Below are 19,900 nucleotides of genomic sequence, written 5' to 3' on the forward strand. Positions count from 1 at the left end.
GCGCGAGCGGCGGCCCCGGCGGCCTGCCTTCCCTACCGGCACAGGAGTCCGCATGTCCGCCATCGCCCCCGCTCCACTCGTCCCGGCCGGCCCCGCCGTCCCCGCCCCCACCACGGGGACAGGTCCCGGACCCGCCGAGCCGCGCTATGTCGTGTCCCTCGCCCGCGACCAGGAGGACGTCCGGGCCGCGCAGCGGCTGCGCCACCTGGTCTTCGCCGGTGAAATGGGCGCCCGGCTCGACGGCCCCGAACCGGGACTGGACGTCGACGCCTTCGACGCGTACTGCGACCACCTGCTGGTACGCGAGGAGAGCACCGGCGAGGTCGTCGGTACGTACCGGCTGCTGCCGCCCGAGCGGGCCAGGGAAGCCGGACGTATCTACTCCGACAGCGAGTTCGACCTCTCCCGGCTCGCCCCGATCCGGCACGATCTGGTCGAGGTCGGCCGCTCGTGCGTCCACCCCCTGCACCGCACCGGCGGTGTCATCGCCCTGATCTGGGCCGGGCTCGCCCGCTATATGACCGACAGCGGCTACAACTGGCTGGCCGGCTGCTGCTCGGTCCCGCTCGCGGACGGCGGCGCGCTCGCCGCCTCGACGTGGAGCACCGTGAAGGAGAAGAACCTGGCGCCGGAGGAGTACTGGGTCACCCCGCACCGCCTCTGGACCCCGGACGCCTCCGCCGCCGCTGCCAAGCCCTCCGAGCTGCCGCCGCTGCTCCGCGGCTATCTGCGGCTCGGCGCCTGGGTGTGCGGCGCGCCCGCGCACGACCCGGAGTTCGGCGTCGCCGACCTGTACGTGCTGCTGTCGATGCGCCGCACCAACCCGCGCTATCTGCGGCACTTCCTCTCGCTCGCCCCCGGCGCATGAGCGCCTGGCTGCCCACCGCGCCCTGCACCCCGCGCGACTGCGCGACCCACCGGGGCCCGGCCGCCGGGGCGCTGACCGGGGCCGTGCGGCTGCTCGCGGGCGTCGGTCTCGTCCTGGCCGGCGCGCTGACGTCCCCCTTCCTCACGCTTCTGGGAGGGGAGGTACGCGACCGGCTCACCCGGCACTGGACGCGCATGGTGCTGCGGCTCTTCGGCCTGCGCGTCCGCGTCGTGGGGGAGCCCGCGCCCCTGCGCGGCTCCGGAGTGCTGGTCGTCGCCAACCACGTCTCCTGGCTGGACATACCGCTCCTCGCCACGGTCTTCCCAGGGCGGATGCTCGCCAAGAGCGAGATACGGCGCTGGCCGCTGCTGGGCGCGCTGGCCGCGCTGGGCGGCACCCTGTTCGTGGAGCGGGAGCGGCTGCGGGCGCTGCCCGAGACCGTACGGACCCTCTCCACCGCGCTCGCCGCCGGCTCGCGAGTGATCGTCTTCCCCGAGGCCTGCACCTGGTGCGGGCGCGAACAGGGCCGGTTCACCACCGCCGTCTTCCAGGCGGCGCTGGACGCGGACGCCGCCGTCCGTCCGGTGCGTATCACCTACCGCGCGCCGGACGGCGAGCCGTCCGGCGCTCCGGCATTCGTCGGGGACGACACCATCACCGCCTCGCTGTGGCGGGTCGTGACGGCCCGCGGGCTCACGGCGGAGATCACGGTCCTGCCGCTGATCCCCGCCGGGCGCCACACCGACCGCCGCGAGCTGGCCCGGGACGCCCGGTCGGGCATCGCCCGGACCACGGTCACGGACGGCGTCCTTCACACAGCGGTCGCCAGCGACAGTGCGAACTGGCCCTCCTCATCCGTCCACCAGTGCGTCAACTCCATTCCCGCCTCGGCCAGTTCGGTGCGTACCCGGTCCTGACGGAACTTCGCCGACACCTCCGTACGCACCTCCTCGCCGGCCGCGAAGTGCACCACCAGATCCAGCTCCGGGACCTTCGCCATGAGGTCCCGGCGCGCACGCAGCCGCATCTCGATCCACTCGTGCCCGGCGTCCCAGAGCGCCACATGGTCGAAGTCGCGCGGATCGAAGTCCGCGCCCAGCTCCCGGTTGATGACCAGGAGGACGTTCTTGTTGAAGGCGGCCGTCACCCCGGCCGCGTCGTCGTACGCCCTGACCAGTACGGACTCGCCCTTCACCAGATCCGTACCGAGCAGCAGCGCGTCACCGGGCGTGAGCAGCCCCCGGACCGACGCCAGGAACGACGCGCGCTCCGCCGGCAGCAGATTGCCGACCGTGCCGCCGAGGAACGCGACCAGCCGGGGGCCCGGGGTGCCGGGCAGCGCCAGCCCCCGGGTGAAGTCGGCGATGAGCGCGTGCACATGGAGGCCGGGGTGCTCGGCGAGCAGGGACTCGGCGGCGCCGGTCAGCGCGCTCTCGCTGACATCCACCGGCACATAGCTGTGCAGGCCGGTGAGCGCGTCCAGCAGATGACGGGTCTTCTCGGATGATCCGGACCCCAGCTCCACGAGGGTCCGCGCCCCGGTCGCCGCCGCGATCTCCGGCGCCCGCGCGAGCAGGATCTCCCGCTCGGCACGGGTCGGATAGTACTCGGGCAGCCTGGTGATCTCCTCGAACAGTTCGCTGCCCCGGGAGTCGTAGAACCATTTGGGAGGCAGCACTTTGGGCGTGTGGGTCAGCCCCTGGAGCACATCGGCGCGCAGAGCGGCGTCCGTGGCGTCCTCGGGCAGGGTGCGGGTCAGCAGGAACGGGCTCACTCGGGTGGCTCCTTGAGAGGGGACAACAGCACGTCGTCGCGGGTCGCCACGAGCAGGGTGCGGTCGGGCACCTCGCGCCAGCGCGCGTCGTCGTCGTACGGCTCGGAGGCCACCACGGTCCAGTGGCCCCCGGGGTCGGTGAGATACCAGAGGGTGTCCCCCCACGCGGTCGCGGCGATCCGCTCGCCGTCGGTGACCAGCAGATTGAGCCGGGAGGCCGACGCGGCGGCGGCGACATCGAGGACGGTGTCGCCCACCGCCTGGCCGAGCTCGTCACCGGCCCGCAGCCGGTGCAGCAGCAGCGCCCACACCAGCGCGGAATCATTGCGGGCCGCCAGGGTGAGCAGCTCCTCGGCGGGCAGGGCCGCGGCCAGGGCCGCGAGACCGCCGGGCCAGCCGCCGACCGAGCCGTTGTGGCTGAACAGCCATGGCCCGGCGGAGAACGGCGCGGCGGCGGCCTCCCCGTCGGCGCCCGGCTCGGTCGCGTCACGTACCGCGGCGAGCAGGGCGCCGGAACGGACCACCCGCGCCAGATCGGTGAATCCGAGGTCCCCCCAGATGGGCCGCGCACGGCGGTAGCGGGCGGGCAGCGGATCGCCGTCCGCGTACCAGCCCACCCCGAAACCATCGGCGTTGACCGTGCCGTGGCGCTGCCGGCGCGGCGCCCAGGACTGCCGGAACAGCGCGTGCGGCGGCGCGATCAGCACCTCACCGAGCGCCACCGGCGGTCCCAGCCGGGCGAGATGGCGGCACATCAGACATCCCTGGCGGTACGGAAACCGGAGAAGATCTGGCGGCGGACCGGCAGATCCCAGTTGCGGAACGTACCGCGGCACGCCACCGCGTCCACCGCGAACGACCCGCCCCGCAGCACCTTGTGGGCGCTGCCGAAGAACACCTCCGAGTACTCCCGGTACGGGAACGCGGCGAACCCGGGATAGGGCAAAAAGTCGCTCGACGTCCACTCCCAGACGTCCCCGATCAACTGCCGTACGCCGAGCGGCGAGGCGCCCCGCGGATAGCTGCCCGCCGGGGCCGGCCGCAGATGCCGCTGGCCGAGATTGGCCCGCTCCGGGGTGGCCTCGTCGTCACCCCACGGATACCGCAGCGACCGACCGGAGACGGGATCGTGGCGGGCGGCCTTCTCCCACTCCTCCTCGCTCGGCAGCCGCCGCCCCGCCCAGCGGGCGTACGCGTCGGCCTCGTACCAGCTCACATGGAGCACCGGCTCGTCCGCGGGGACCGGCTCCACCACACCGAACGCGCGGCGCAGCCACTGCCCGCCCTCGCGCCGCCAGAACAGCGGAGCGACGATGTCGTGCGTGCGGATCTGCTCCCAGCCGGCCGGCGCCCACCAGCGTTCGTCCGTATAGCCGCCGTCGTCGATGAAGTGCTGGTAGTCACCGTTGGTCACCGGCACCGTGTCGATGAAGAACGCCGGGACGAGCCGCTGATGGGCCGGGCGCTCGTTGTCCAGCGACCAGGGCTCGGTGGAGGTGCCCATCGTGAAGGGCCCGGCCGGTACGAGCACTTCGGCGGGCAGTCCGATGGTGTCCCCGGCGGGCGGCGGGGGCGCGGTCAGCGCGGCGGGCCCCCGCCGCAACTGGTGGGTGATGAGCATCGTCTCGTCGTGCTGCTGCTCGTGCTGGGCGATCATCCCGAAGGCGAACCCCGCGTCCAGCAGCGGACCGCCATGGAGCGGGGTGCGCTCGATGATGTCCAGCACCCTGCCGCGTACGTCGGAGGCGTAGGCGCGCGCCTCGGCGGGTGGCAGCAGCGGCAGCGTCGGCCGTGCGGACCGGGGATGCTCGAAGGCGTCGTAGACGGAGTCGATCTCCGGGCGGATGGCGTCGCGTCCCCCGACCGTCCGCAGCAGCCACTGCTCTTCCTGGTTGCCGATATGCGCCAGATCCCAGACCAGTGGGGACATCAGCGGCGAGTGCTGCGCCGTCAGCTCGTGGTCGTCGACACAGGAGGTCAGCAGGGCGGTACGGTCCCTCGCGGTCGTCAGGACCTCGATGGCGAGCAGCCGCAGCCGTTCCGCCGGCATCCCGACGGCGTCCGCGCTTTCCGCGCCTTTCATGGTTTCCGCGGAGTCGGTCATGTCCTGGGGTCCTTCCCGTTCACGGAGGCGCGCAGATCATCGGCGGGACATCGGCCGGGCACGACGTAGCGGTCGTTGAAGGCCGCGACCGCGTCCTGTACGGCCCGCGTGGCGCCGATGCGCGGGAGTGCTTCCTGGGCGACGGCGAAACAGGCGATCGCCGCGGCGTGCAGCTCCGGGTCGCTCAGCGCGTGCCGCGCCGCGTTGGCCCAGAGGAGATTGCGGGGAGCGGGCAGCGAACCCGCGGTCTCCGCCAGTGGTTTGACGGTGCGGTAGACGGTCTCCGACGCCTCGGGATCGTCGAACAGCGCGGTGGTGACGGCGAGCGGCACCATCCAGCCGTCCTCACCCGGCTGGGCGTCGATCATCCGCAACTCCAGATGACCACGCGGCCGGACGGGCGGAAACAGCGTCGTGAGGTGGTAGTCGAGATCCGCGCGGACCGGTGGACGGGGCAGCCCGGACCGTATCCACTCCCGGAAGGTCAGCCCGTCGGGCACCGGCCAGGGCCCCTTCTCCGCCCGGATGCACATCACCGGTGTGTCCAGGGCATGCGCCGCCCAGGCGGCACGGGGCTCGTACCGCGCCGAGGGCGCGGCGGTCCGGGCAGGGTCCAGCTGGGCCCACATCGCCTGCCGGGTGGAGCGCCAGCCGGTCGGTCTGTGTTCGCTCATGGGGGAGTTCGCGAAGGCGGCGACCAGCACCGCGCCCAGCAGATGGGCGAGCTGCCAGCGCCGGCCGTAACCGAGCGGCCCCGGCTCCTCGTGGCCGACGTCCAGGCACACCTGGATGGAGGCCGTGGTCCGCATCATGGCGCGTCCGGCCGGACCTATCCGGTCGAGGTAGGTCTCCATCGCGTCATAGCGCGGCTCCCGCAGCATGCGGTGCGGGGAGTGCCAGGGGTCCTGTCCGAGACCCGCGAGCGCGAGTCCCGCCGTACGCAGCGCCGGGCGTACGGTGTCCAGATCCGCGGCGGTGGTGGTGATGCACTCCATCAGTGACGCGGCGGGCGGGGAGCTGAGCTCCAGCTGGCCGCCGGGTTCGAAGGTGAGTGCCGATGCGAGGCGCAGGGTCCTCAGCCCCTCGTACGCCTCTCTGAGGCGGTGGGCCGGGACCGCTCTTTCGGGGGAGCGCAGGTCGTGCACGAGCCATTCCAGTTCCACACCCACGGTGCGGGGCGGGCCCGTCTTGAAACAGATACCGCGTAGTAGATCCTCGGCGTCGTCCTCGCCGAGTGGTGTTCCCTCATCGGTCAAGCCGTCGAATGGCATGGCCGGATCCTCCTGTCGAAGACCGTGACCTGACTCCGCTCCCGGGGTGGGGGCGAAGCGCTTCGTCCAACCTAAAGCCACTCTCGCCGCTTCGCACAAGAGTGCCCCTGCGGTCATCGTTTCGTCAGAAATCCGGTTGCCCCGAGCGGGGTCGTCCACGCAGGACTTCCGCATGAGCGCACTGCTGCGGGGGATCGCGAAAGAAACGGAGGAGATCGTCCGAACGGGCGGCTACCGTACGGGAAACGGCTGTGACGTGGGGATTCGCACGGCCGTGGACGCGGCGGTCGCGGGGACCCGGATGTACGGGCCCGAGCCGGTCGCGATCGCGCCGGCCAGGGACGGGGCGGACGTGCCCACGCCGGACCGGGCGACGGGCACCGCTCCGTACGGGGGCCGGGCCACCGGCCGGGCGACCCGCGTGCCGGTCATCGAGATCACCCGCGAGACCAGCCTGGAGGCGGCGCGGCGGCTGACGATGGCCGATTCCGGACCGGTCGTCGTCCTCAACTTCGCCTCCGCGCGCAATCCCGGCGGCGGGTATCTCAACGGCGCGCAGGCCCAGGAAGAAGCCCTCTGCCGGGCCTCCGCGCTGTATACGACGCTGCTGCGCGTGCCCGAGTTCTACGCCCACCACCGAGCGGAGCGCAGCCCCTTCTACACCGACCGGGTGGTCCACTCACCCGGCGTGCCGGTCTTCCGCGACGACCGGGGCAGGCTGCTCGACACGCCGTACCGGGTGGGCTTTCTCACCTCGCCCGCCCCGAACGCGGGCGTGATCGCCCGGAGCGCCCCCGCCGAGGTCCACCGGATTCCGGCCGCGCTCGCCGTCCGCGCCGAACGCGTACTGGAGACGGCGGCGGAGCGCGGCTACCGGCGGCTGGTACTGGGTGCCTGGGGCTGCGGGGTCTTCCGCAACGACCCGGAGCAGGTCGCGCACGCGTTCCGGGCGCTGCTCACCGCGGGCGGCCGGTTCGCGGGCCACATCGACGAGACGGTCTTCGCGGTGCTCGACCGGACGGCGCGCGGGACCACGCTGGGGGCGTTCCGGCGGGTGTTCGCGGACTGTGCGGCGCCCGGGGGCGCGGCGGCCGGCGTCACCGCCAGCCGTACAGCTCCCTGAGCCGGTTGACGACCAGATTGAACCGCCCGCGGTCCAGCGCGCAGGCCTCGCGCCGCATGCCCTTCTCGTGGACGCGCAGCACCCTGTCCACATTCACCCAGGACTCACGGCCCGCGCGGTCCCACGGCCCGACCCCGATCGGCACCCACTCGCGGTCCTGGTTGTGGCGCTTGCTGGAGAGCTGTACGGCGAGCAGCGTGCCGGCCGCCTCGCGGGCGACCACCAGCACCGGGCGGTCCTTGCCGCGCCCGTCGTTCTCCTCGAAGGGCACCCAGGTCCAGACGATCTCGCCGGGGTCGGGATCGCCGTCGTGCTCCGGGGCGTACGAGGTGCGGACCCGCCCCACCTCCCGGGGTTCGGCCTCCGTCGTGGCGGCCGGGCCGCTACGGCCCGGGGAGTCGAGGTCGCTGCTGTCGCTGGTGCGCTCGCCGCTGGCGGCGCCGGGGATGGGCGTCATCCGGATGACGTTAGAACGTCCGTGGATCACTCCGTGGGGCGGGTCCCTCCCGGACGGGGAGGGTGGGTCCGTTCCCGGCCGGACAGTGCCTGGTGAATCCGGGTCATATCCAGCCGTCCAGGGACACCATGAACCCGTCGAAGTCGTCGCGGTGGATGGTGTGCCCGGCACCCGCCACCGTACGGACATGGAAGCCGCGCCGCGCCAACTCCGCCGCGTTCGCCGGGGAGATCATGACGCTGGGACCGGCGAGCTGAACGAGCGAGGGGACGACGGGCGCGGCCGGCAGCAGATCGGCGCTGAACGCGGGGGCGAGACCGAACGTGGTGTTCTCGTCCCAGGCCGTGAGGGACTCCAGCTCCGGATCGACATCCTCTCTCTCCCACCGGGGGTTGAGCGCCGTGATCTCCTCCCGTGACAGTGCTTTGGTGCGGGCGAGCGCCCTCGGGCCGTCCAACTCTCCCTCGGTGCGCGGCAGATACCAGGCCGGGTCGGAGTAGACGGCACGCCCCGGCGCCAGCCGCCCCACGGCGAGGGAGAGGGCGAGCCCGCCGAGGGAATGTCCGATCGCCACCTCGGCTCCGGCCGGCAACGTCTCCACGAGGTCGTCGGCGAAGTGCTCCATGCCGTAGTCACCACGGTCGCTGGCGCCGTGACCGCGCAGATCGACGGCGATCACGCGCAGGCCGCGGGCCGCGAGGGCGGGGCCCACACGGCGCCAGGTGCGGTGGTCGGCCATGATGCCGTGGATCAGGAGCGCGACGCGATCGCCCTCGCCCCAGGTATGGGTGTGGAGTCGCACAGTGCATGCCTTCCGGGATCTCGGTCGCGCTGTTTCGCTCTCGGGGGTGCTGGCTTATTGGCGTACCGGTGTGCTGGCGTACCGGTGCGGTGGCGTACCGGCGTACTGGTTCGGCCGTCCGCCGGACCTCCGTGGACCGGTCTGGAAAGATACCGGCTGCCATGACCCAGTCAACCGAGCAGCCCGCCGACCGTCCCGTTCCGACCAGCGCCGATGTCGCGCGGGTGGCCGGAGTCTCCCGGGCCACTGTCTCGTACGTACTGAACAACACCTCGGCCGTGCGCATCAGCGACCCCACCCGGCGCAAGGTGCGCGAGGCCGCCGAGCGGCTGGGCTACGTACCGCACGCCGCCGCGCGCTCCCTGCGCGCCGGGCACAGCAGGATCGTTCTGCTGCCCACGGCGCACATCCCCGTCGGACCGCTCTACAGCCATTTCTTCAACGAACTCCAGTGGGCGCTGCGCCGGCTCGACTACACCGTGGTGCAGTACGGCAGCCTCGGCCTGGACAGGGACGGGGCGGCGCGCGCCTGGGCGGAGCTGCGGCCCGTCGCGGTCGTGTCACTCGGCGAGATCGCGCTCACCCCGCACGGGGTGGAGGTACTCAAACGGTCCGGCGCGAAGGCCGTCATCACGTTGGGACCCGGGCGGGTCGAGGGCGCGCACGCGCTGGTCATGGACCAGAGCGCGATCGGCGGCCGGGCGGTGGAGCATCTGATCGGACGCGGCTGTCGCCGGATCGGGGTGGTGATGCCCGAGGAACCCGGTCTGGAGATGTTCTCAGGACCCCGGCTCGCGGGCGCCCGTGCCGCTGCCGAGGCTGGCACGGGCACGGGCACGGGCACGGGCGTACGGATCGTCCCGCTGCCGCTCGCGTACGAGGAGGGCTCGGCCGCCGCCCTCGCCGCTCGCTGGCGGTCCATGGGCCTCGACGCGGTCTTCGCGTTCAGCGACGAGTACGCGATGCTCCTGATGCGCGCGCTCCAGGACGAAGGAGTCGGCATCCCGGCGGAGACGGCCGTGATCGGCTCCGACGATCTGCTGCTCGGCAGGCTGCTGAGGCCCCGGCTCTCCACGGTGCGGGTCGACATGGTGACGGGACAGCGGCTGGCCGAACTCGTCGACCGGGTGGTCCGCGATCCGGGCGGCGAGCCGGAGCGGCACGACCTGATGGACTCGCGGGTCGTTCACCGCGAGTCCAGCTGACCCGGCGGCGGGGCGGGGCGCGCGCGGGTGCGCGCGGGGCGCGCGGGCGGCGACATGCGTGGCCATGACGGGGTGGCTAGCGTCGAACGTATGAGTACCGTTCCGCCGCGCTTCGAGATCCTGCTGGTGGCCGAGTTCACCGAGGGCGACGGAGGCCCGCCCGCCTCGGCGAACGCACTGCGCTCGGCACTCGTCGAGGCGACGGGCGAAACGGGGGCGTCCGGCTATCCGCGCTACGCGGGCAACGGCATGGAGGCCGATATCGACCCGGAGACCCGCACGGTGGAGGCGCTGCTGATCGACGGCTACGAAGTGGACTACGGCCTGTCGGTCCGCGTGATCGACGCTCCGGCCGCCTGAGGCACCGGGGCCCGGCGGCCCGCTTTCGTGGGATGTGTCGGACAGGACCCAGGCAGGGCCCAGGCCGGTTGACAGCCGTCGTCCGGAGGCAGAGACTCTGGCCGCGCCATTGTGAACCATGGTTCACCAGGCGAATGCCCTGATGGGCGAGGGGCGGCGTGGGGAACAACCCCGTCCGCGCCGTCACCGCTGTCACGCTGTGGGAGAGGAGCCGGAGATCCGATGACCATGCGCGATGTCTATGTCGTCGACGCCGTCCGTACGCCGATCGGCAAGTTCGGGGGTGCCCTGGCCTCCGTACGTCCCGACGATCTCGCCGCCCATGTGCTGAAGGCCCTGGTGGACCGCTCTCCGGAGCTCGACCCGGCCAGGATCGACGACGTCGTGTTCGGGGACGCCAACGGCGCGGGCGAGGACAACCGCGATGTGGCACGCATGGCCGTGCTGCTCGCCGGACTGCCCGTGTCCGTCCCGGGGGTGACCGTCAACCGGCTCTGCGGCTCCGGCCTCGAAGCGGTCATCCAGGCCGCCCGCGCGGTCGCCCTCGGTGACGCGTCCGTCGCCGTCGCGGGCGGGGTCGAGTCGATGTCCCGCGCGCCCTGGGTCCTCCAGAAGCCGGAGCGGGCCTTTCCGGCCGGCCATCAGCAGCTCCACTCGACCACCCTGGGCTGGCGCATGACCAACCCGGCGATGCCCAGGGAGTGGACGGTTGCGCTGGGCGAGGGCGCCGAACTGATCGCGGACAAGCACGCCATCACCCGGGAGCGGCAGGACGCGTTCGCCCTCGCCAGCCACCGCAAGGCCGCCGACGCCTGGGCCGCGGGTCTGTACGACGGAGAGGTCGTCCCGTACGACGGCGTGGACCTGGCCCGCGACGAATGCGTCCGCGACAGCACCTCGATGGAGGCGCTCGCCAAGCTGAAGCCGTCCTTCCGTACGGACGGGACCGGGACCGTGACGGCCGGCAACGCCTCGCCTCTCAACGACGGCGCCGCCGCGCTGCTCCTCGTCGACGAGGCCGGGCTGCGCGAGACGGGCCGCGAACCGCTCGCCCGTATCCGGGCCTCCGCGGTCACCGGCGTCGAGCCGCAGCTCTTCGGCCTCGGCCCGGTCGAGGCGGTCCAGCGGGCGCTGACCAAGGCCGGCCGTACGTTCGCCGATCTCACCACGTTCGAGCTCAACGAGGCCTTCGCCGCCCAGTCGCTGGGCTGCCTCGCCGAATGGCCCGGCCTCGATCCGGCCGTCGTCAACCCGCGCGGCGGCGCCATCGCGATCGGACATCCGCTCGGTGCCTCCGGCGCCCGGCTGGCCGGATCCGTCGCCCACCAGCTCGCCGCGGCGGGCTCGGGCACGGGCCTCGCCGCGCTCTGTATCGGCGTGGGACAGGGCCTCGCGCTCGTGCTGGAACGCTGACGGGAGGCGTGCCCAGGTCCGGCGGCTGGGGTTTGGCGGGTCCGGGTTCGCGCCGCGGAGCGTGAACTCGGCGTCCGGCTCCCGGCTCCGGGCCCGGGGCCGCCCTGGGTCACTGCGCGCCGTCGGTCACCGGGCGGCCCCGGTCACCGCGCGGCTTCGCTGTTCTTCGCCGTCGCCTCGGCCTCGGCCACCGACTTCCGCACCTCGTCCATGTCCAACGCGCGTGCCTGTCCGATCACGTCCTCCAAGGCGGTCTCGGGCAGCGCGCCGGGCTGGGCGAACACCGCGACATTGTCCCGGACGATCATCAGCGTCGGAATCGAACGGATCTCGAACGCGGCGGCCAGCTCCTGCTGCGCCTCCGTGTCGACCTTGGCGAAGACGAGGTCTTCGTGGCGCTCCGACGCCTTCTCGTACACCGGGGCGAACTGGCGGCACGGACCGCACCAGGAAGCCCAGAAGTCGATCAGGATGAAGTCGTTCTCCGACACCGTCCTGTCGAAGTTCTCCTTGGTGAGTTCCACAGTGGCCATAGCCTGATACCTCTTCCTGACTCTCCGGGTTGCGGCGCCTGCGACAACGGCGTGCGTCATCGCCGTATTCCTGGCCCCTGCCCGAAGATCGTGTGGCCATGCGACAGGCCTCGCACCAGACTGGCCCCTATGACGCATGCCACGGAAACCTTTGAATACGACGTTGTGGTGCTGGGAGCGGGACCGGTCGGCGAGAACGTCGCCGAACGGGCCAGGGCGGCCGGGCTGAGCACGGCGGTCGTCGAGAGCGAACTCGTCGGAGGCGAGTGCTCGTACTGGGCCTGTATTCCCAGTAAGGCCCTGCTCCGCCCGGCGATCACCCGCGCCGAGGCCCGGCGCGTGGCGGGGGTGAGCCAGGCCGTACGGGGGCCGCTGGACGCCGAGGCCGTGCTCGCCCACCGCGACGAGTTCACCGCGCACTGGAAGGATGACGGCCAGGTCGCGTGGCTCGACGGGACCGGTGCCGATCTCTACCGCGGACACGGCAGGTTGGACGGGAAGAAGAAGGTCTCCGTCACGGGCCCCGAGGGCGACACCCAGGTGCTGATCGCCCGCCATGCCGTCGCCGTGTGCACGGGCAGCCGGGCCGTACTGCCCGATCTCCCGGGACTCGCCGGTACCAAGCCCTGGACCAGCCGCGAGGCGACCAGCTCCGCGCGGGTCCCCGGACGGCTCGTGGTCGTCGGCGGGGGAGTGGTGGGCGTGGAGATGGCCACCGCGTGGCAGGCGCTCGGCTCCGACGTCACGCTGCTGGTCCGGGGTGACCACCTGCTGCCGAGGATGGAGTCCTTCGCCGGGGAACTGGTCGCCGAGTCGCTGAAGGAGGCGGGCGCCACGGTACGAACGGGCGTCTCGATCAGCGCGGTCGAGCGCGACGGCGGGACCGGACCTGTGACCGTGACACTGGCCGGCGGCGAGCGGATCGAGTGCGACGAGGTGCTCTTCGCCACCGGCCGCGCCCCGCGCACGGAGGACATCGGTCTCGCGACGGTCGGTCTGGAACCGGGCTCCTGGCTGACCGTCGACGACAGCTGCCGGGTCAAGGGCAGCGACTGGCTCTACGGGGTCGGGGACGTCAACCACCGCGCCCTGCTCACCCATCAGGGCAAGTACCAGGCCCGTATCGCGGGAGCCGCCATCGTGGCGAGGGCCCAGGGCGTACCGACCCTGGACGCGGGCCCCTGGGGCACCCACGCCGCCACCGCCGACCATGCCGCCGTCCCTCAGGTCGTCTTCACGGAACCGGAAGTCGGCGCCGTGGGTCTCACCCTCGCTCAGGCCGAAGCGGCGGGCCATCGTGTCCGCGCGGTCGACTACGACCTGGCCCGCGTCGCGGGCGCGTCCCTCTACGCCGACGGCTACCGCGGCCGGGCCCGGATGATCGTCGACCTGGACCGCGAGATTCTCCGGGGCGTCACCTTCGTCGGCCCGGACGTCGGCGAACTGCTCCACTCCGCCACGATCGCGGTCGTCGGCGAGGTCCCGATCGACCGCCTGTGGCACGCGGTTCCTTCCTACCCGACGATCAGCGAGGTGTGGCTGCGCCTGCTGGAGACGTACCGGGGGTAGGGCGTGTCTTCGAGGTCCCGCCTGCCCGGCGGCGGCCCGGCTCACCCCGTCCATGCCGCGGGGGCCCCGCCAGGACCAGGGTGACGACAAGGGAGGCCGCCGCCGTCAGCGCCATCGCCGTCGAGGGCGAGGTGTGCTCGGCGGCGGCTCCCGCGAGGGCCGCGCCCACACCCTGCATGGTGAGCATGCCGGAGGCGTGCAGGCCGAGGGCGTGGCCGCTCGACTTCTCGGGTGTCAGGGCCATGAGCCGCTCCTGGAGCAGCAGATTCGACGCGTAACCGACCGAGGCGAGAACGACGGCGGTCACCGCGAGCGGCAGCGCCGGGCGCAGGGCGAAGAGCAGATACGGGGCGGCGAGCAGCAGACACAGGGGGGTAGCGAGCCGGCCGCGCCACCGCCGGGGGACGCACCTGCCGATCGCGACGTCCCCGGCCAGCATGCCGAGCGCCGCGACGGCGAAGAGCGGCCCCGAGTGGCGGGGCGCGTAGGGGATGAACAGCGATTCGCAGCCGACGATCAGCCCGTTCGGCACCCAGAGGGCGAGATAGACCCGGCGGCGGGGGCCGGACGACAGCAGCCACGCGTTGTTCCGCCAGGTCTCGCCCGCCGACGGACGCCCGGCGGCACGCGGCGGGCGCCGGCCGAGACCGCACCGGGCGACGGCGGCCGCGACGAGATACAGGAGGGCGCCGACGAGCAGCGCCCCGCGCGGCGACAGAGCGGTCACCAGCACACCGCCGACGGCGAACCCGCCGATCTGCGTGGCACCGGCGGACATGTTGAGCAGGGAGCGGCCCAGCAGATATCCCTCCTTCGCGAGGACCTCGTTCAGCAGTCCGTAGCGCACCCCGCCGCTCAGCGAGCCGATCGTTCCGAGGCCCAGAAGGGCCGCGAGGGCGGCCCATACGGGCAGGCCGGGGAGGGCCTGGAGAGCGGTAGCGAGACCGAAGAGCAGCGCCGTGCCCGTCAGCGCGGCGCGCGGCGGCAGCCGGTCGGCCGCCGACAACAGGGTGGCCGCGCCGACCACCTGGGCGAGGGACGGGCCGAACATGGCGAGAGCGGAGAGCAGGGGTGAGCCGGTCTCCGTGTAGATCAGTGTGCCCAGGGCCGGGCCGCTCACCGCCTGGGCCGCCGTCTGCCCGGCGGAGGTCAGAAAGAGCGGCGTGAACTCCGGTGTCCGGAACAGATCTTGATAGGTGCGCATGGCCGGAGTCTCGGTGGCCCGCTGACGGGAGCGATACTGTTTCGCGGGGAGGCGAAACCATGGGGTGCTGGCTGGTCAGCGCGGACACGCTCGCGGAGAGCCGCTTCGTCGTGTCCCCGCTCGCCGAGACCACCGCGACCCTGAAGACCCTGGAGCGGGGCACCGCCGCGCACCCCGGCGAACGCGCCTGGCTCGACGCGTATCTGCCCGCCTACCGGGAGCGGCTGGCCGACGACCCGGTCACCGCGCTGCTCGTACGGGCCGGGCTGGGGCGCGGCTGGAACGCGACGTTCCTCACCCCCACGCCGACGGGCGAGGGCGAGCGGGCGTTCGCGGACGAGCTGGCGCGGATCCGCGAGACTCCCGCCGGGACGGCCCGTGCCGATCTGACCGAGTCGCTGGCGGGACCGCTCCCCGGCCGGCTGCGCCGGTCCGATCTGCCGGCCCGCGCCGCCGATCTGCTGGAGTGGGTGTGGACGGAGACGGTCCTGCCCCACTGGCCCCGGCGCCGGTCCATCATCGAGGCCGATGTCGTCGCGCGCACAGGGCAGTTGAGCCAGGGCGGCTGGGCGGCGGCCCTGGACGGCCTGCGGCCGGGGATGCGCTGGCTGGGCGAGGGCCGGCTGCGAATCAACGCGTACGACTATCCTCAACTGGAGCTGTCCGGGGCGCGGTTGATGTTCGTCCCGGTCACCCCCGGCCGTGGCTGGGTCTCCTGGGACACGTCCCACCGGTACGCCGTGGTGTACCCGTGCTCGGGCGCGCTGGCCGAGCCGGGCCGGGCGCCGGTGCCCGAGACACTGGGCGCGCTGCTCGGGACGGCACGGGCGGGCGTCCTCGTCCTTCTGGGCACGCCGAAGAGCACCACGCAGCTGGTGGCACTGACCGGCCAGGGACTGGGGTCGGTGGGCCGCCATCTCAAGATCCTGCTCGACGCGGGACTGGTCCGGCGCCGGCGTACCGGGCGGTCCGTGCTCTATTACCGCACGGACGCCGGGCAGGTCTTGATGGATGCACAACGGCCCGAGTGAGGAAGGCCGTCTCCCTCGCCGTCCCGGCCCGCCTCATCATGGTCCTCGATTCATCCGATGGATACGGACGGGCAAGAGAATGGGGTCCTGAAAAGAGCATTGACAGGTTCTTGTCATACTTCAATCATCGGACCTTATGACGGAACTTCACAGACGCCATGTACTCGGAATGACGGCAGGAGCGGCAATCGGCGCCGCTCTGGTCCACCCGGCCACGGCCGACGCGAGTCCGCGCACCACGCTGCCGGGGACGGAAACGGTGACGGGAACTGGGACGGAAACGGAAGGGGGAGACGGCGACTGGGGCACGGTCCCGGCCGCTCTCCCCGTACCCCTGGAGCAGTGGTTCGACAACGACGGCATCGACACCGCGGACGCCCGCGGCGGGAACTTCGACGGCTCCGGCTACACCTTCCCCGGCGAGGAACTCCCTGCGGGGGAGGTGGAGATCGACGGACTGGCCTATCTCTTCCCGGCCGCCACGGCGGGGGCGAAGAACAACATCGTCGCCCTCGGGCAGCGCGTCGAACTGCCCCCGGGCCGGTATCTGTCGGGCCACTTCCTGACCGCGAGCAGTTACGGCGAGACCTCCGGAGAGGCCACCGTCCACTACGCGGACGGCACCACCTCGGCCGCCGCCCTCGGTGGGCCCGACTGGTACGCGGGCAAGGGCGCCCTCGTCGCCCCGTACCGCTACGGTCCCACCGGCGCCAAGGATCCGCACCAGGTCGTGATCGCCGCCTCCACGCTCACCATCGACCCGGGCAGGGAGGCCGTGGCTCTCACCCTGCCGGTCACCCGCCCCGCCGAGGAGAACTCCTCCTCGCTGCACATCTTCGCCCTCTCCCTCCAACCGGCCGTCGAGGGACGGGCGTTGGCGCTCCGAGGCGTGCACTCGACGACCTCCTCGCTGGACCACGGCGCCCAGAGCGTCGAGGCCACGGTCGTCAACGCGGGGACCGTGGGCATCCTCGCCGCCGACGGGCTCAGCCTCTCCGTGGACGTCGCGGGCGCCCGTACGGTCGTACCCGGTCGCGTCACCCGGCTCGCTCCCGGCGACGAGACCCGCGTACGGATCGGCATCCGCCCCGGCCCCGGCACCGCGCCGGGAACCAGCGAGGACGGCCGGATCGTCGCCCACGGCCGGGGCCGGCAGGCCGCCGAGGCGCGTCGCTCCCTCACCCTGGGAGTGCCCGACTTCCAGCCCACCGACGACTCCCTGAATACCCATCAGGCGCCGTACTGGTTCCAGGACGCGAAGTTCGGCATCTTCATCCACTGGGGCGTCTACTCCGTGCCCGCGTGGGCGCCGGTCGGGGTGCAGTACGCCGAGTGGTACTGGTCCCAGATGCAGGACCCGAACAACCCGACGTACGCGTACCACCGCCAGACCTACGGCGAGTCGTTCGCCTACGACGACTTCATCCCGCAGTTCCGCGCCGAACGGTTCGATCCGCGCTCCTGGGTCGAGCTGTTCCGGGACGCCGGCGCCCAGTACCACGTCCTGACCTCCAAGCACCATGAGGGATTCGCCCTCTGGGACACCAAGGTCTCCGACCGCAACTCGGTGAAGATGGGCCCGAAGCGCGATCTGATCAGGGAACTCTTCGACGCGTCCCGCCGCTACACACCGGAGCTGCACCGCGGTCTGTACTTCTCGATGCCGGAGTGGTTCAACCCCGACCACCCCTGGGAGGGGCACGCGCCCCGCAATCCGTACACCCTGGAACCCGTCCCGTACACCGGCCACTTCGCGGGCCAGGACTACATCAAGGACCTCCAGGCCCCGCAGATGCTGGAGCTGATCGAGGGGTACGACCCCGAGATCCTCTGGTGCGACATCGGCGGCGACAACGACAGCCATCGTGTCCTGGCGGAGTACTTCAACCACGCCAAGAACCGGGCGCGCCCCATCGAGGTGACCGTCAACAACCGCTCGGGGATCGGCCCGCACGACTTCACCACGCCCGAGTACACCACGTACGACTCGGTCGTCACCGCGAAGTGGGAGGCCAGCCGGGGGCTGGACCCGCGCTCCTACGGCTACAACCGGGCCACTCCCGACGACAAGTACATGACGACCGAGGAAGTCATCCACTCCCTCGTCGACATCGTCTCCAAGAACGGCAACTTCCTGCTCGACATCGGCCCGCGGGCCGACGGCACCATCCCGGAGATCATGGAGCGCGGGCTCCGGGAGACCGGGGAGTGGCTGAAGGTCAACGGCGAGGCGATCTACGGCAGTACGTACTGGGCGAGGATGCCGCAGCTCGGTGAGGACCTGCGCTTCACGGTCCGGCCGGAGAAGGCGTTCTACATCCACTCGCTCACCCGGCCGGGCAGTACCCTCACGGTCGAGGCTCCGGTGCCCGTCAGGCCCGGGGACCGGGTGACGCTGCTCGGCCACGACCGGCCGCTGAGCTGGCGTACGACCGGCGGCAAGCTGGTCGTCGACGTCCCGTCGGCGGCGCGCGGCTCCGGGCGGCACGTGTGGGTGTTCAAGGTCGACTGGCGGTCCTGAGGCCGGCAGGGGGCCGGGGCGGGAGCCATCTCCCGCCCCGGCCCCCTCGGGCCGTGCCGGTGCTCAGCAGATACCGTCCGTCGGCTTGGGGTTGCTCAGCGCGAACAGCGGGCGCAGCCTCAGACCGGCCCAGGTGCCCAGGATCGCGACGGCCCCCCAGATCCAGCCGTGCAGACTGCCCGACGCGATGCCCGCCAGATAGGCGCCGATATTGCAGCCGCCGGCCAGCCGGGCACCGATACCCATCAGCACACCGCCCAGCACCGCGGCGACGGCGGTCCGCCACGGCACGCCGCGATGGAGCGTCCAGGTGCCGCCCAGCGCCGCCGCCAGCGCCGCGCCGATCATGATGCCGATGTCGGTCAGGCTGTTCTTGTCGGTGAGCACCGGGCCCGCCAGCATCTCGGCGTTCTTGGGCTGCTGCCAGAACGTCCAGGTCTCCGGGTGTCCGCCGAGGGCGCGTACCAGCTCCGAGCCCCACAGGCTGAACGCGCTGGTGATGCCCCAGGCGCCGCCGGAGACCAGCAGTACCCCGGCGCCGAGCACGGACAGCGCCAGGGCGCCGGCGGCCAGCGGCCAGGAGCCGCGGAGCACCCGAGCGGCGGCGCCGCGCGCGGACGGTACGGGGCCGGTCGGCGGCGGGTTGCGGCGGGCCTGGACACGCCGCGAGACGACCACGATGAGGGCGAGCGCGACCATGGTCACGGCCCAGGAGCCGAACCAGCCGATGTGGTCGGCCATGACGACGGGCTCGAAGGCGGGCAGGTCCTTCCAGAGGCCGAACTGCCAGGCGGCGAGGGTCGAACCGGCGATGAAGCCACCGAGGGTGAGCACGATCGACGACTGCCCGGAACCGACCGCGAACAGGGTTCCGGAGGCGCAGGCGCCGCCGAGCTGCATGCCCACGGCGAACAGGAACGAACCGGCCAGCAGCCCCACACCCAGGGTTCCGGCCGAGGGCGCGGGCACCGAACCGAAGAGGCCGGTGCCGGTGCCGATCACCAGCGCGAACAGGGTCGCCGTGGTCCCGAGCAGCAGGGCGTGGGCGCGCAGCCCGGTGCCATTGCCGACGGCGACGAGCTGCCGCCACGCGGAGGTGAAGCCGAAGCGCGAGTGGAAGAGCGCCACACCGAGGCCGAGGCCGAGCAGCAGGAGCACACCGGGCCTGGCCCCATGGGCGGACCACACATAGCCGGTCAGCGCCACGGCGATCAGCGCGGACACGACGAGCGGCACCGGGCGCACGGGCGGGGCGGGGGGAGCGTCGGGACGGGGTACGGAGGTGGGGGAGGGGGAGAGCAGGGCGGCGGACTTCGTCGCCTCCACGGGCGGTGCGGTCATTGCGGGGTCTCCGAGGACGGGGAACGGGAGGGCCGATGTGTCAGGGGGAGGCCGCCGATGGCCGTAACGCAAGACGTCCCGAGAAGAGGGACGCGGCGGCTTCGGGTTTGCCGGCCGAAGGCCCGGCGGCGACCGATTCAGCGGCGACAGGTCGGGCGGCGACAGAGGCCGTCGTCGACACACCACGCCGAGTTCGCGAAGAGCGCGAGACAGAGGAGGCGAGCGGGTGCGGACATGCGTATGAGCATAAGGGCTGGTTTCCGCCTTGTGGACCGTTGTCTCGTCATGCGGTCGGCAGGGGCGGTCCGTCGGGATACCGCGGGC

The 19,900-nt window shown here is 72.3% G+C and carries 18 protein-coding genes; 9 read left to right on the forward strand and 9 right to left on the reverse strand.

Features of this window, described 5'->3' with window-relative positions; all coding sequences use genetic code 11:
• Positions 1-52 precede the first annotated feature (52 nt).
• Positions 53-868: a GNAT family N-acetyltransferase gene (locus ACIRQP_RS14075; protein ID WP_403888416.1), complete on the forward strand. Its 816-nt coding sequence runs from the start codon at positions 53-55 to the stop codon at positions 866-868.
• Positions 865-1,785, forward strand: coding sequence for a lysophospholipid acyltransferase family protein (locus tag ACIRQP_RS14080; protein WP_403888419.1), 921 nt, complete (start codon positions 865-867; stop codon positions 1,783-1,785). The genes ACIRQP_RS14075 and ACIRQP_RS14080 overlap by 4 nt, the downstream gene beginning before the upstream one ends.
• Here the strand turns inward: ACIRQP_RS14080 and egtD are convergent.
• The 4 genes from egtD to egtA are packed head-to-tail and all read right to left on the reverse strand — an operon-like array spanning position 1,680 to position 6,017.
• Positions 1,680-2,642, reverse strand: a complete 963-nt coding sequence (gene egtD, locus ACIRQP_RS14085) for an L-histidine N(alpha)-methyltransferase (protein WP_403888422.1) — start codon at positions 2,640-2,642, stop codon at positions 1,680-1,682. The genes ACIRQP_RS14080 and egtD overlap by 106 nt on opposite strands.
• Positions 2,639-3,397, reverse strand: coding sequence for an ergothioneine biosynthesis protein EgtC (gene egtC / locus ACIRQP_RS14090; protein ID WP_403888425.1), 759 nt, complete (start codon positions 3,395-3,397; stop codon positions 2,639-2,641). The genes egtD and egtC overlap by 4 nt, the downstream gene beginning before the upstream one ends.
• Positions 3,397-4,692 carry an ergothioneine biosynthesis protein EgtB gene (gene egtB, locus ACIRQP_RS14095; protein ID WP_403888609.1) on the reverse strand — a complete coding sequence of 432 codons (1,296 nt, stop codon included), beginning with the start codon at positions 4,690-4,692 and terminating at the stop codon, positions 3,397-3,399. Before egtB ends, egtC begins: the two co-directional genes overlap by 1 nt.
• 50 nt (positions 4,693-4,742) lie before the next feature.
• Entirely contained in the window at positions 4,743-6,017 is a 1,275-nt protein-coding gene (egtA, locus tag ACIRQP_RS14100; protein WP_403888428.1) for an ergothioneine biosynthesis glutamate--cysteine ligase EgtA, read from the reverse strand.
• A gap of 172 nt (positions 6,018-6,189) precedes the next feature.
• Here egtA and ACIRQP_RS14105 point away from each other — a divergent pair, with 172 nt between their 5' ends.
• A complete protein-coding gene (locus tag ACIRQP_RS14105) occupies positions 6,190-7,140 on the forward strand; it encodes a TIGR02452 family protein (protein WP_403888431.1) in 951 nt (316 codons plus the stop codon).
• Here the strand turns inward: ACIRQP_RS14105 and ACIRQP_RS14110 are convergent.
• Complete coding sequence (locus tag ACIRQP_RS14110) at positions 7,115-7,597, reverse strand: type II toxin-antitoxin system PemK/MazF family toxin (RefSeq protein ID WP_403888435.1); 483 nt, start codon at positions 7,595-7,597, stop codon at positions 7,115-7,117. The genes ACIRQP_RS14105 and ACIRQP_RS14110 overlap by 26 nt on opposite strands.
• 103 nt (positions 7,598-7,700) lie before the next feature.
• Entirely contained in the window at positions 7,701-8,399 is a 699-nt protein-coding gene (locus ACIRQP_RS14115; RefSeq protein WP_403888438.1) for an alpha/beta fold hydrolase, read from the reverse strand.
• A gap of 161 nt (positions 8,400-8,560) precedes the next feature.
• Here ACIRQP_RS14115 and ACIRQP_RS14120 point away from each other — a divergent pair, with 161 nt between their 5' ends.
• From ACIRQP_RS14120 to ACIRQP_RS14130, 3 genes are all read left to right on the forward strand, one after another.
• Complete coding sequence (locus ACIRQP_RS14120) at positions 8,561-9,604, forward strand: LacI family DNA-binding transcriptional regulator (RefSeq protein ID WP_403888442.1); 1,044 nt, start codon at positions 8,561-8,563, stop codon at positions 9,602-9,604.
• 90 nt (positions 9,605-9,694) lie between these two features.
• Entirely contained in the window at positions 9,695-9,964 is a 270-nt protein-coding gene (locus ACIRQP_RS14125; protein ID WP_403888445.1) for a hypothetical protein, read from the forward strand.
• 222 nt (positions 9,965-10,186) lie between these two features.
• On the forward strand, positions 10,187-11,377 hold the full coding sequence (locus ACIRQP_RS14130; RefSeq protein WP_403888448.1) for a thiolase family protein: 1,191 nt from the start codon (positions 10,187-10,189) through the stop codon (positions 11,375-11,377).
• Positions 11,378-11,520: 143 nt separating this feature from the next.
• On the opposite strand, the gene trxA is transcribed toward ACIRQP_RS14130, so the two are convergent.
• Positions 11,521-11,910 (reverse strand): thioredoxin, encoded by a 390-nt coding sequence (gene trxA, locus ACIRQP_RS14135; protein WP_403888451.1) that lies wholly within the window; start codon positions 11,908-11,910, stop codon positions 11,521-11,523.
• 129 nt (positions 11,911-12,039) lie between these two features.
• On the opposite strand from trxA, the gene ACIRQP_RS14140 reads away from it, so the two are divergent.
• The gene (locus tag ACIRQP_RS14140; protein ID WP_403888454.1) at positions 12,040-13,479 is read left to right on the forward strand and encodes a dihydrolipoyl dehydrogenase family protein; all 1,440 of its coding nucleotides are present in this window, start codon (positions 12,040-12,042) and stop codon (positions 13,477-13,479) included.
• On the opposite strand, the gene ACIRQP_RS14145 is transcribed toward ACIRQP_RS14140, so the two are convergent.
• A complete protein-coding gene (locus ACIRQP_RS14145; protein WP_403888456.1) occupies positions 13,436-14,683 on the reverse strand; it encodes an MFS transporter in 1,248 nt (415 codons plus the stop codon). The two genes, ACIRQP_RS14140 and ACIRQP_RS14145, sit on opposite strands and share 44 nt — an antisense overlap.
• Positions 14,684-14,742: 59 nt before the next feature.
• Here ACIRQP_RS14145 and ACIRQP_RS14150 point away from each other — a divergent pair, with 59 nt between their 5' ends.
• Entirely contained in the window at positions 14,743-15,714 is a 972-nt protein-coding gene (locus ACIRQP_RS14150; protein ID WP_403888459.1) for an ArsR/SmtB family transcription factor, read from the forward strand.
• A gap of 169 nt (positions 15,715-15,883) precedes the next feature.
• Complete coding sequence (locus ACIRQP_RS14155; protein WP_403888461.1) at positions 15,884-18,235, forward strand: alpha-L-fucosidase; 2,352 nt, start codon at positions 15,884-15,886, stop codon at positions 18,233-18,235.
• A gap of 63 nt (positions 18,236-18,298) precedes the next feature.
• Here the strand turns inward: ACIRQP_RS14155 and ACIRQP_RS14160 are convergent, their stop codons facing one another.
• Positions 18,299-19,576 (reverse strand): YeeE/YedE family protein, encoded by a 1,278-nt coding sequence (locus ACIRQP_RS14160; protein WP_403888464.1) that lies wholly within the window; start codon positions 19,574-19,576, stop codon positions 18,299-18,301.
• Between the last annotated feature and the right edge of the window lie 324 nt (positions 19,577-19,900).

This window comes from Streptomyces sp. NPDC102274, assembly GCF_044766385.1.
GTDB lineage: Bacteria > Actinomycetota > Actinomycetes > Streptomycetales > Streptomycetaceae > Streptomyces.

Excerpts from the sequence above, each read along its gene's own strand:
- ACIRQP_RS14075 (WP_403888416.1), top strand. The coding sequence starts at position 53 with ATGTCCGCCATCGCCCCCGCTCCACTCGTCCCGGCCGGCCCCGCCGTC.
- ACIRQP_RS14080 (WP_403888419.1), top strand. The coding sequence starts at position 865 with ATGAGCGCCTGGCTGCCCACCGCGCCCTGCACCCCGCGCGACTGCGCG.
- egtC (WP_403888425.1), bottom strand. The coding sequence starts at position 3,397 with ATGTGCCGCCATCTCGCCCGGCTGGGACCGCCGGTGGCGCTCGGTGAG.
- egtB (WP_403888609.1), bottom strand. The coding sequence starts at position 4,692 with ATGCCGGCGGAACGGCTGCGGCTGCTCGCCATCGAGGTCCTGACGACC.
- egtA (WP_403888428.1), bottom strand. The coding sequence starts at position 6,017 with ATGCCATTCGACGGCTTGACCGATGAGGGAACACCACTCGGCGAGGAC.
- ACIRQP_RS14105 (WP_403888431.1), top strand. The coding sequence starts at position 6,190 with ATGAGCGCACTGCTGCGGGGGATCGCGAAAGAAACGGAGGAGATCGTC.
- ACIRQP_RS14110 (WP_403888435.1), bottom strand. The coding sequence starts at position 7,597 with ATGACGCCCATCCCCGGCGCCGCCAGCGGCGAGCGCACCAGCGACAGC.
- ACIRQP_RS14120 (WP_403888442.1), top strand. The coding sequence starts at position 8,561 with ATGACCCAGTCAACCGAGCAGCCCGCCGACCGTCCCGTTCCGACCAGC.
- ACIRQP_RS14125 (WP_403888445.1), top strand. The coding sequence starts at position 9,695 with ATGAGTACCGTTCCGCCGCGCTTCGAGATCCTGCTGGTGGCCGAGTTC.
- ACIRQP_RS14130 (WP_403888448.1), top strand. The coding sequence starts at position 10,187 with ATGACCATGCGCGATGTCTATGTCGTCGACGCCGTCCGTACGCCGATC.
- trxA (WP_403888451.1), bottom strand. The coding sequence starts at position 11,910 with ATGGCCACTGTGGAACTCACCAAGGAGAACTTCGACAGGACGGTGTCG.
- ACIRQP_RS14140 (WP_403888454.1), top strand. The coding sequence starts at position 12,040 with ATGACGCATGCCACGGAAACCTTTGAATACGACGTTGTGGTGCTGGGA.
- ACIRQP_RS14145 (WP_403888456.1), bottom strand. The coding sequence starts at position 14,683 with ATGCGCACCTATCAAGATCTGTTCCGGACACCGGAGTTCACGCCGCTC.
- ACIRQP_RS14150 (WP_403888459.1), top strand. The coding sequence starts at position 14,743 with ATGGGGTGCTGGCTGGTCAGCGCGGACACGCTCGCGGAGAGCCGCTTC.
- ACIRQP_RS14155 (WP_403888461.1), top strand. The coding sequence starts at position 15,884 with ATGACGGCAGGAGCGGCAATCGGCGCCGCTCTGGTCCACCCGGCCACG.
- ACIRQP_RS14160 (WP_403888464.1), bottom strand. The coding sequence starts at position 19,576 with ATGACCGCACCGCCCGTGGAGGCGACGAAGTCCGCCGCCCTGCTCTCC.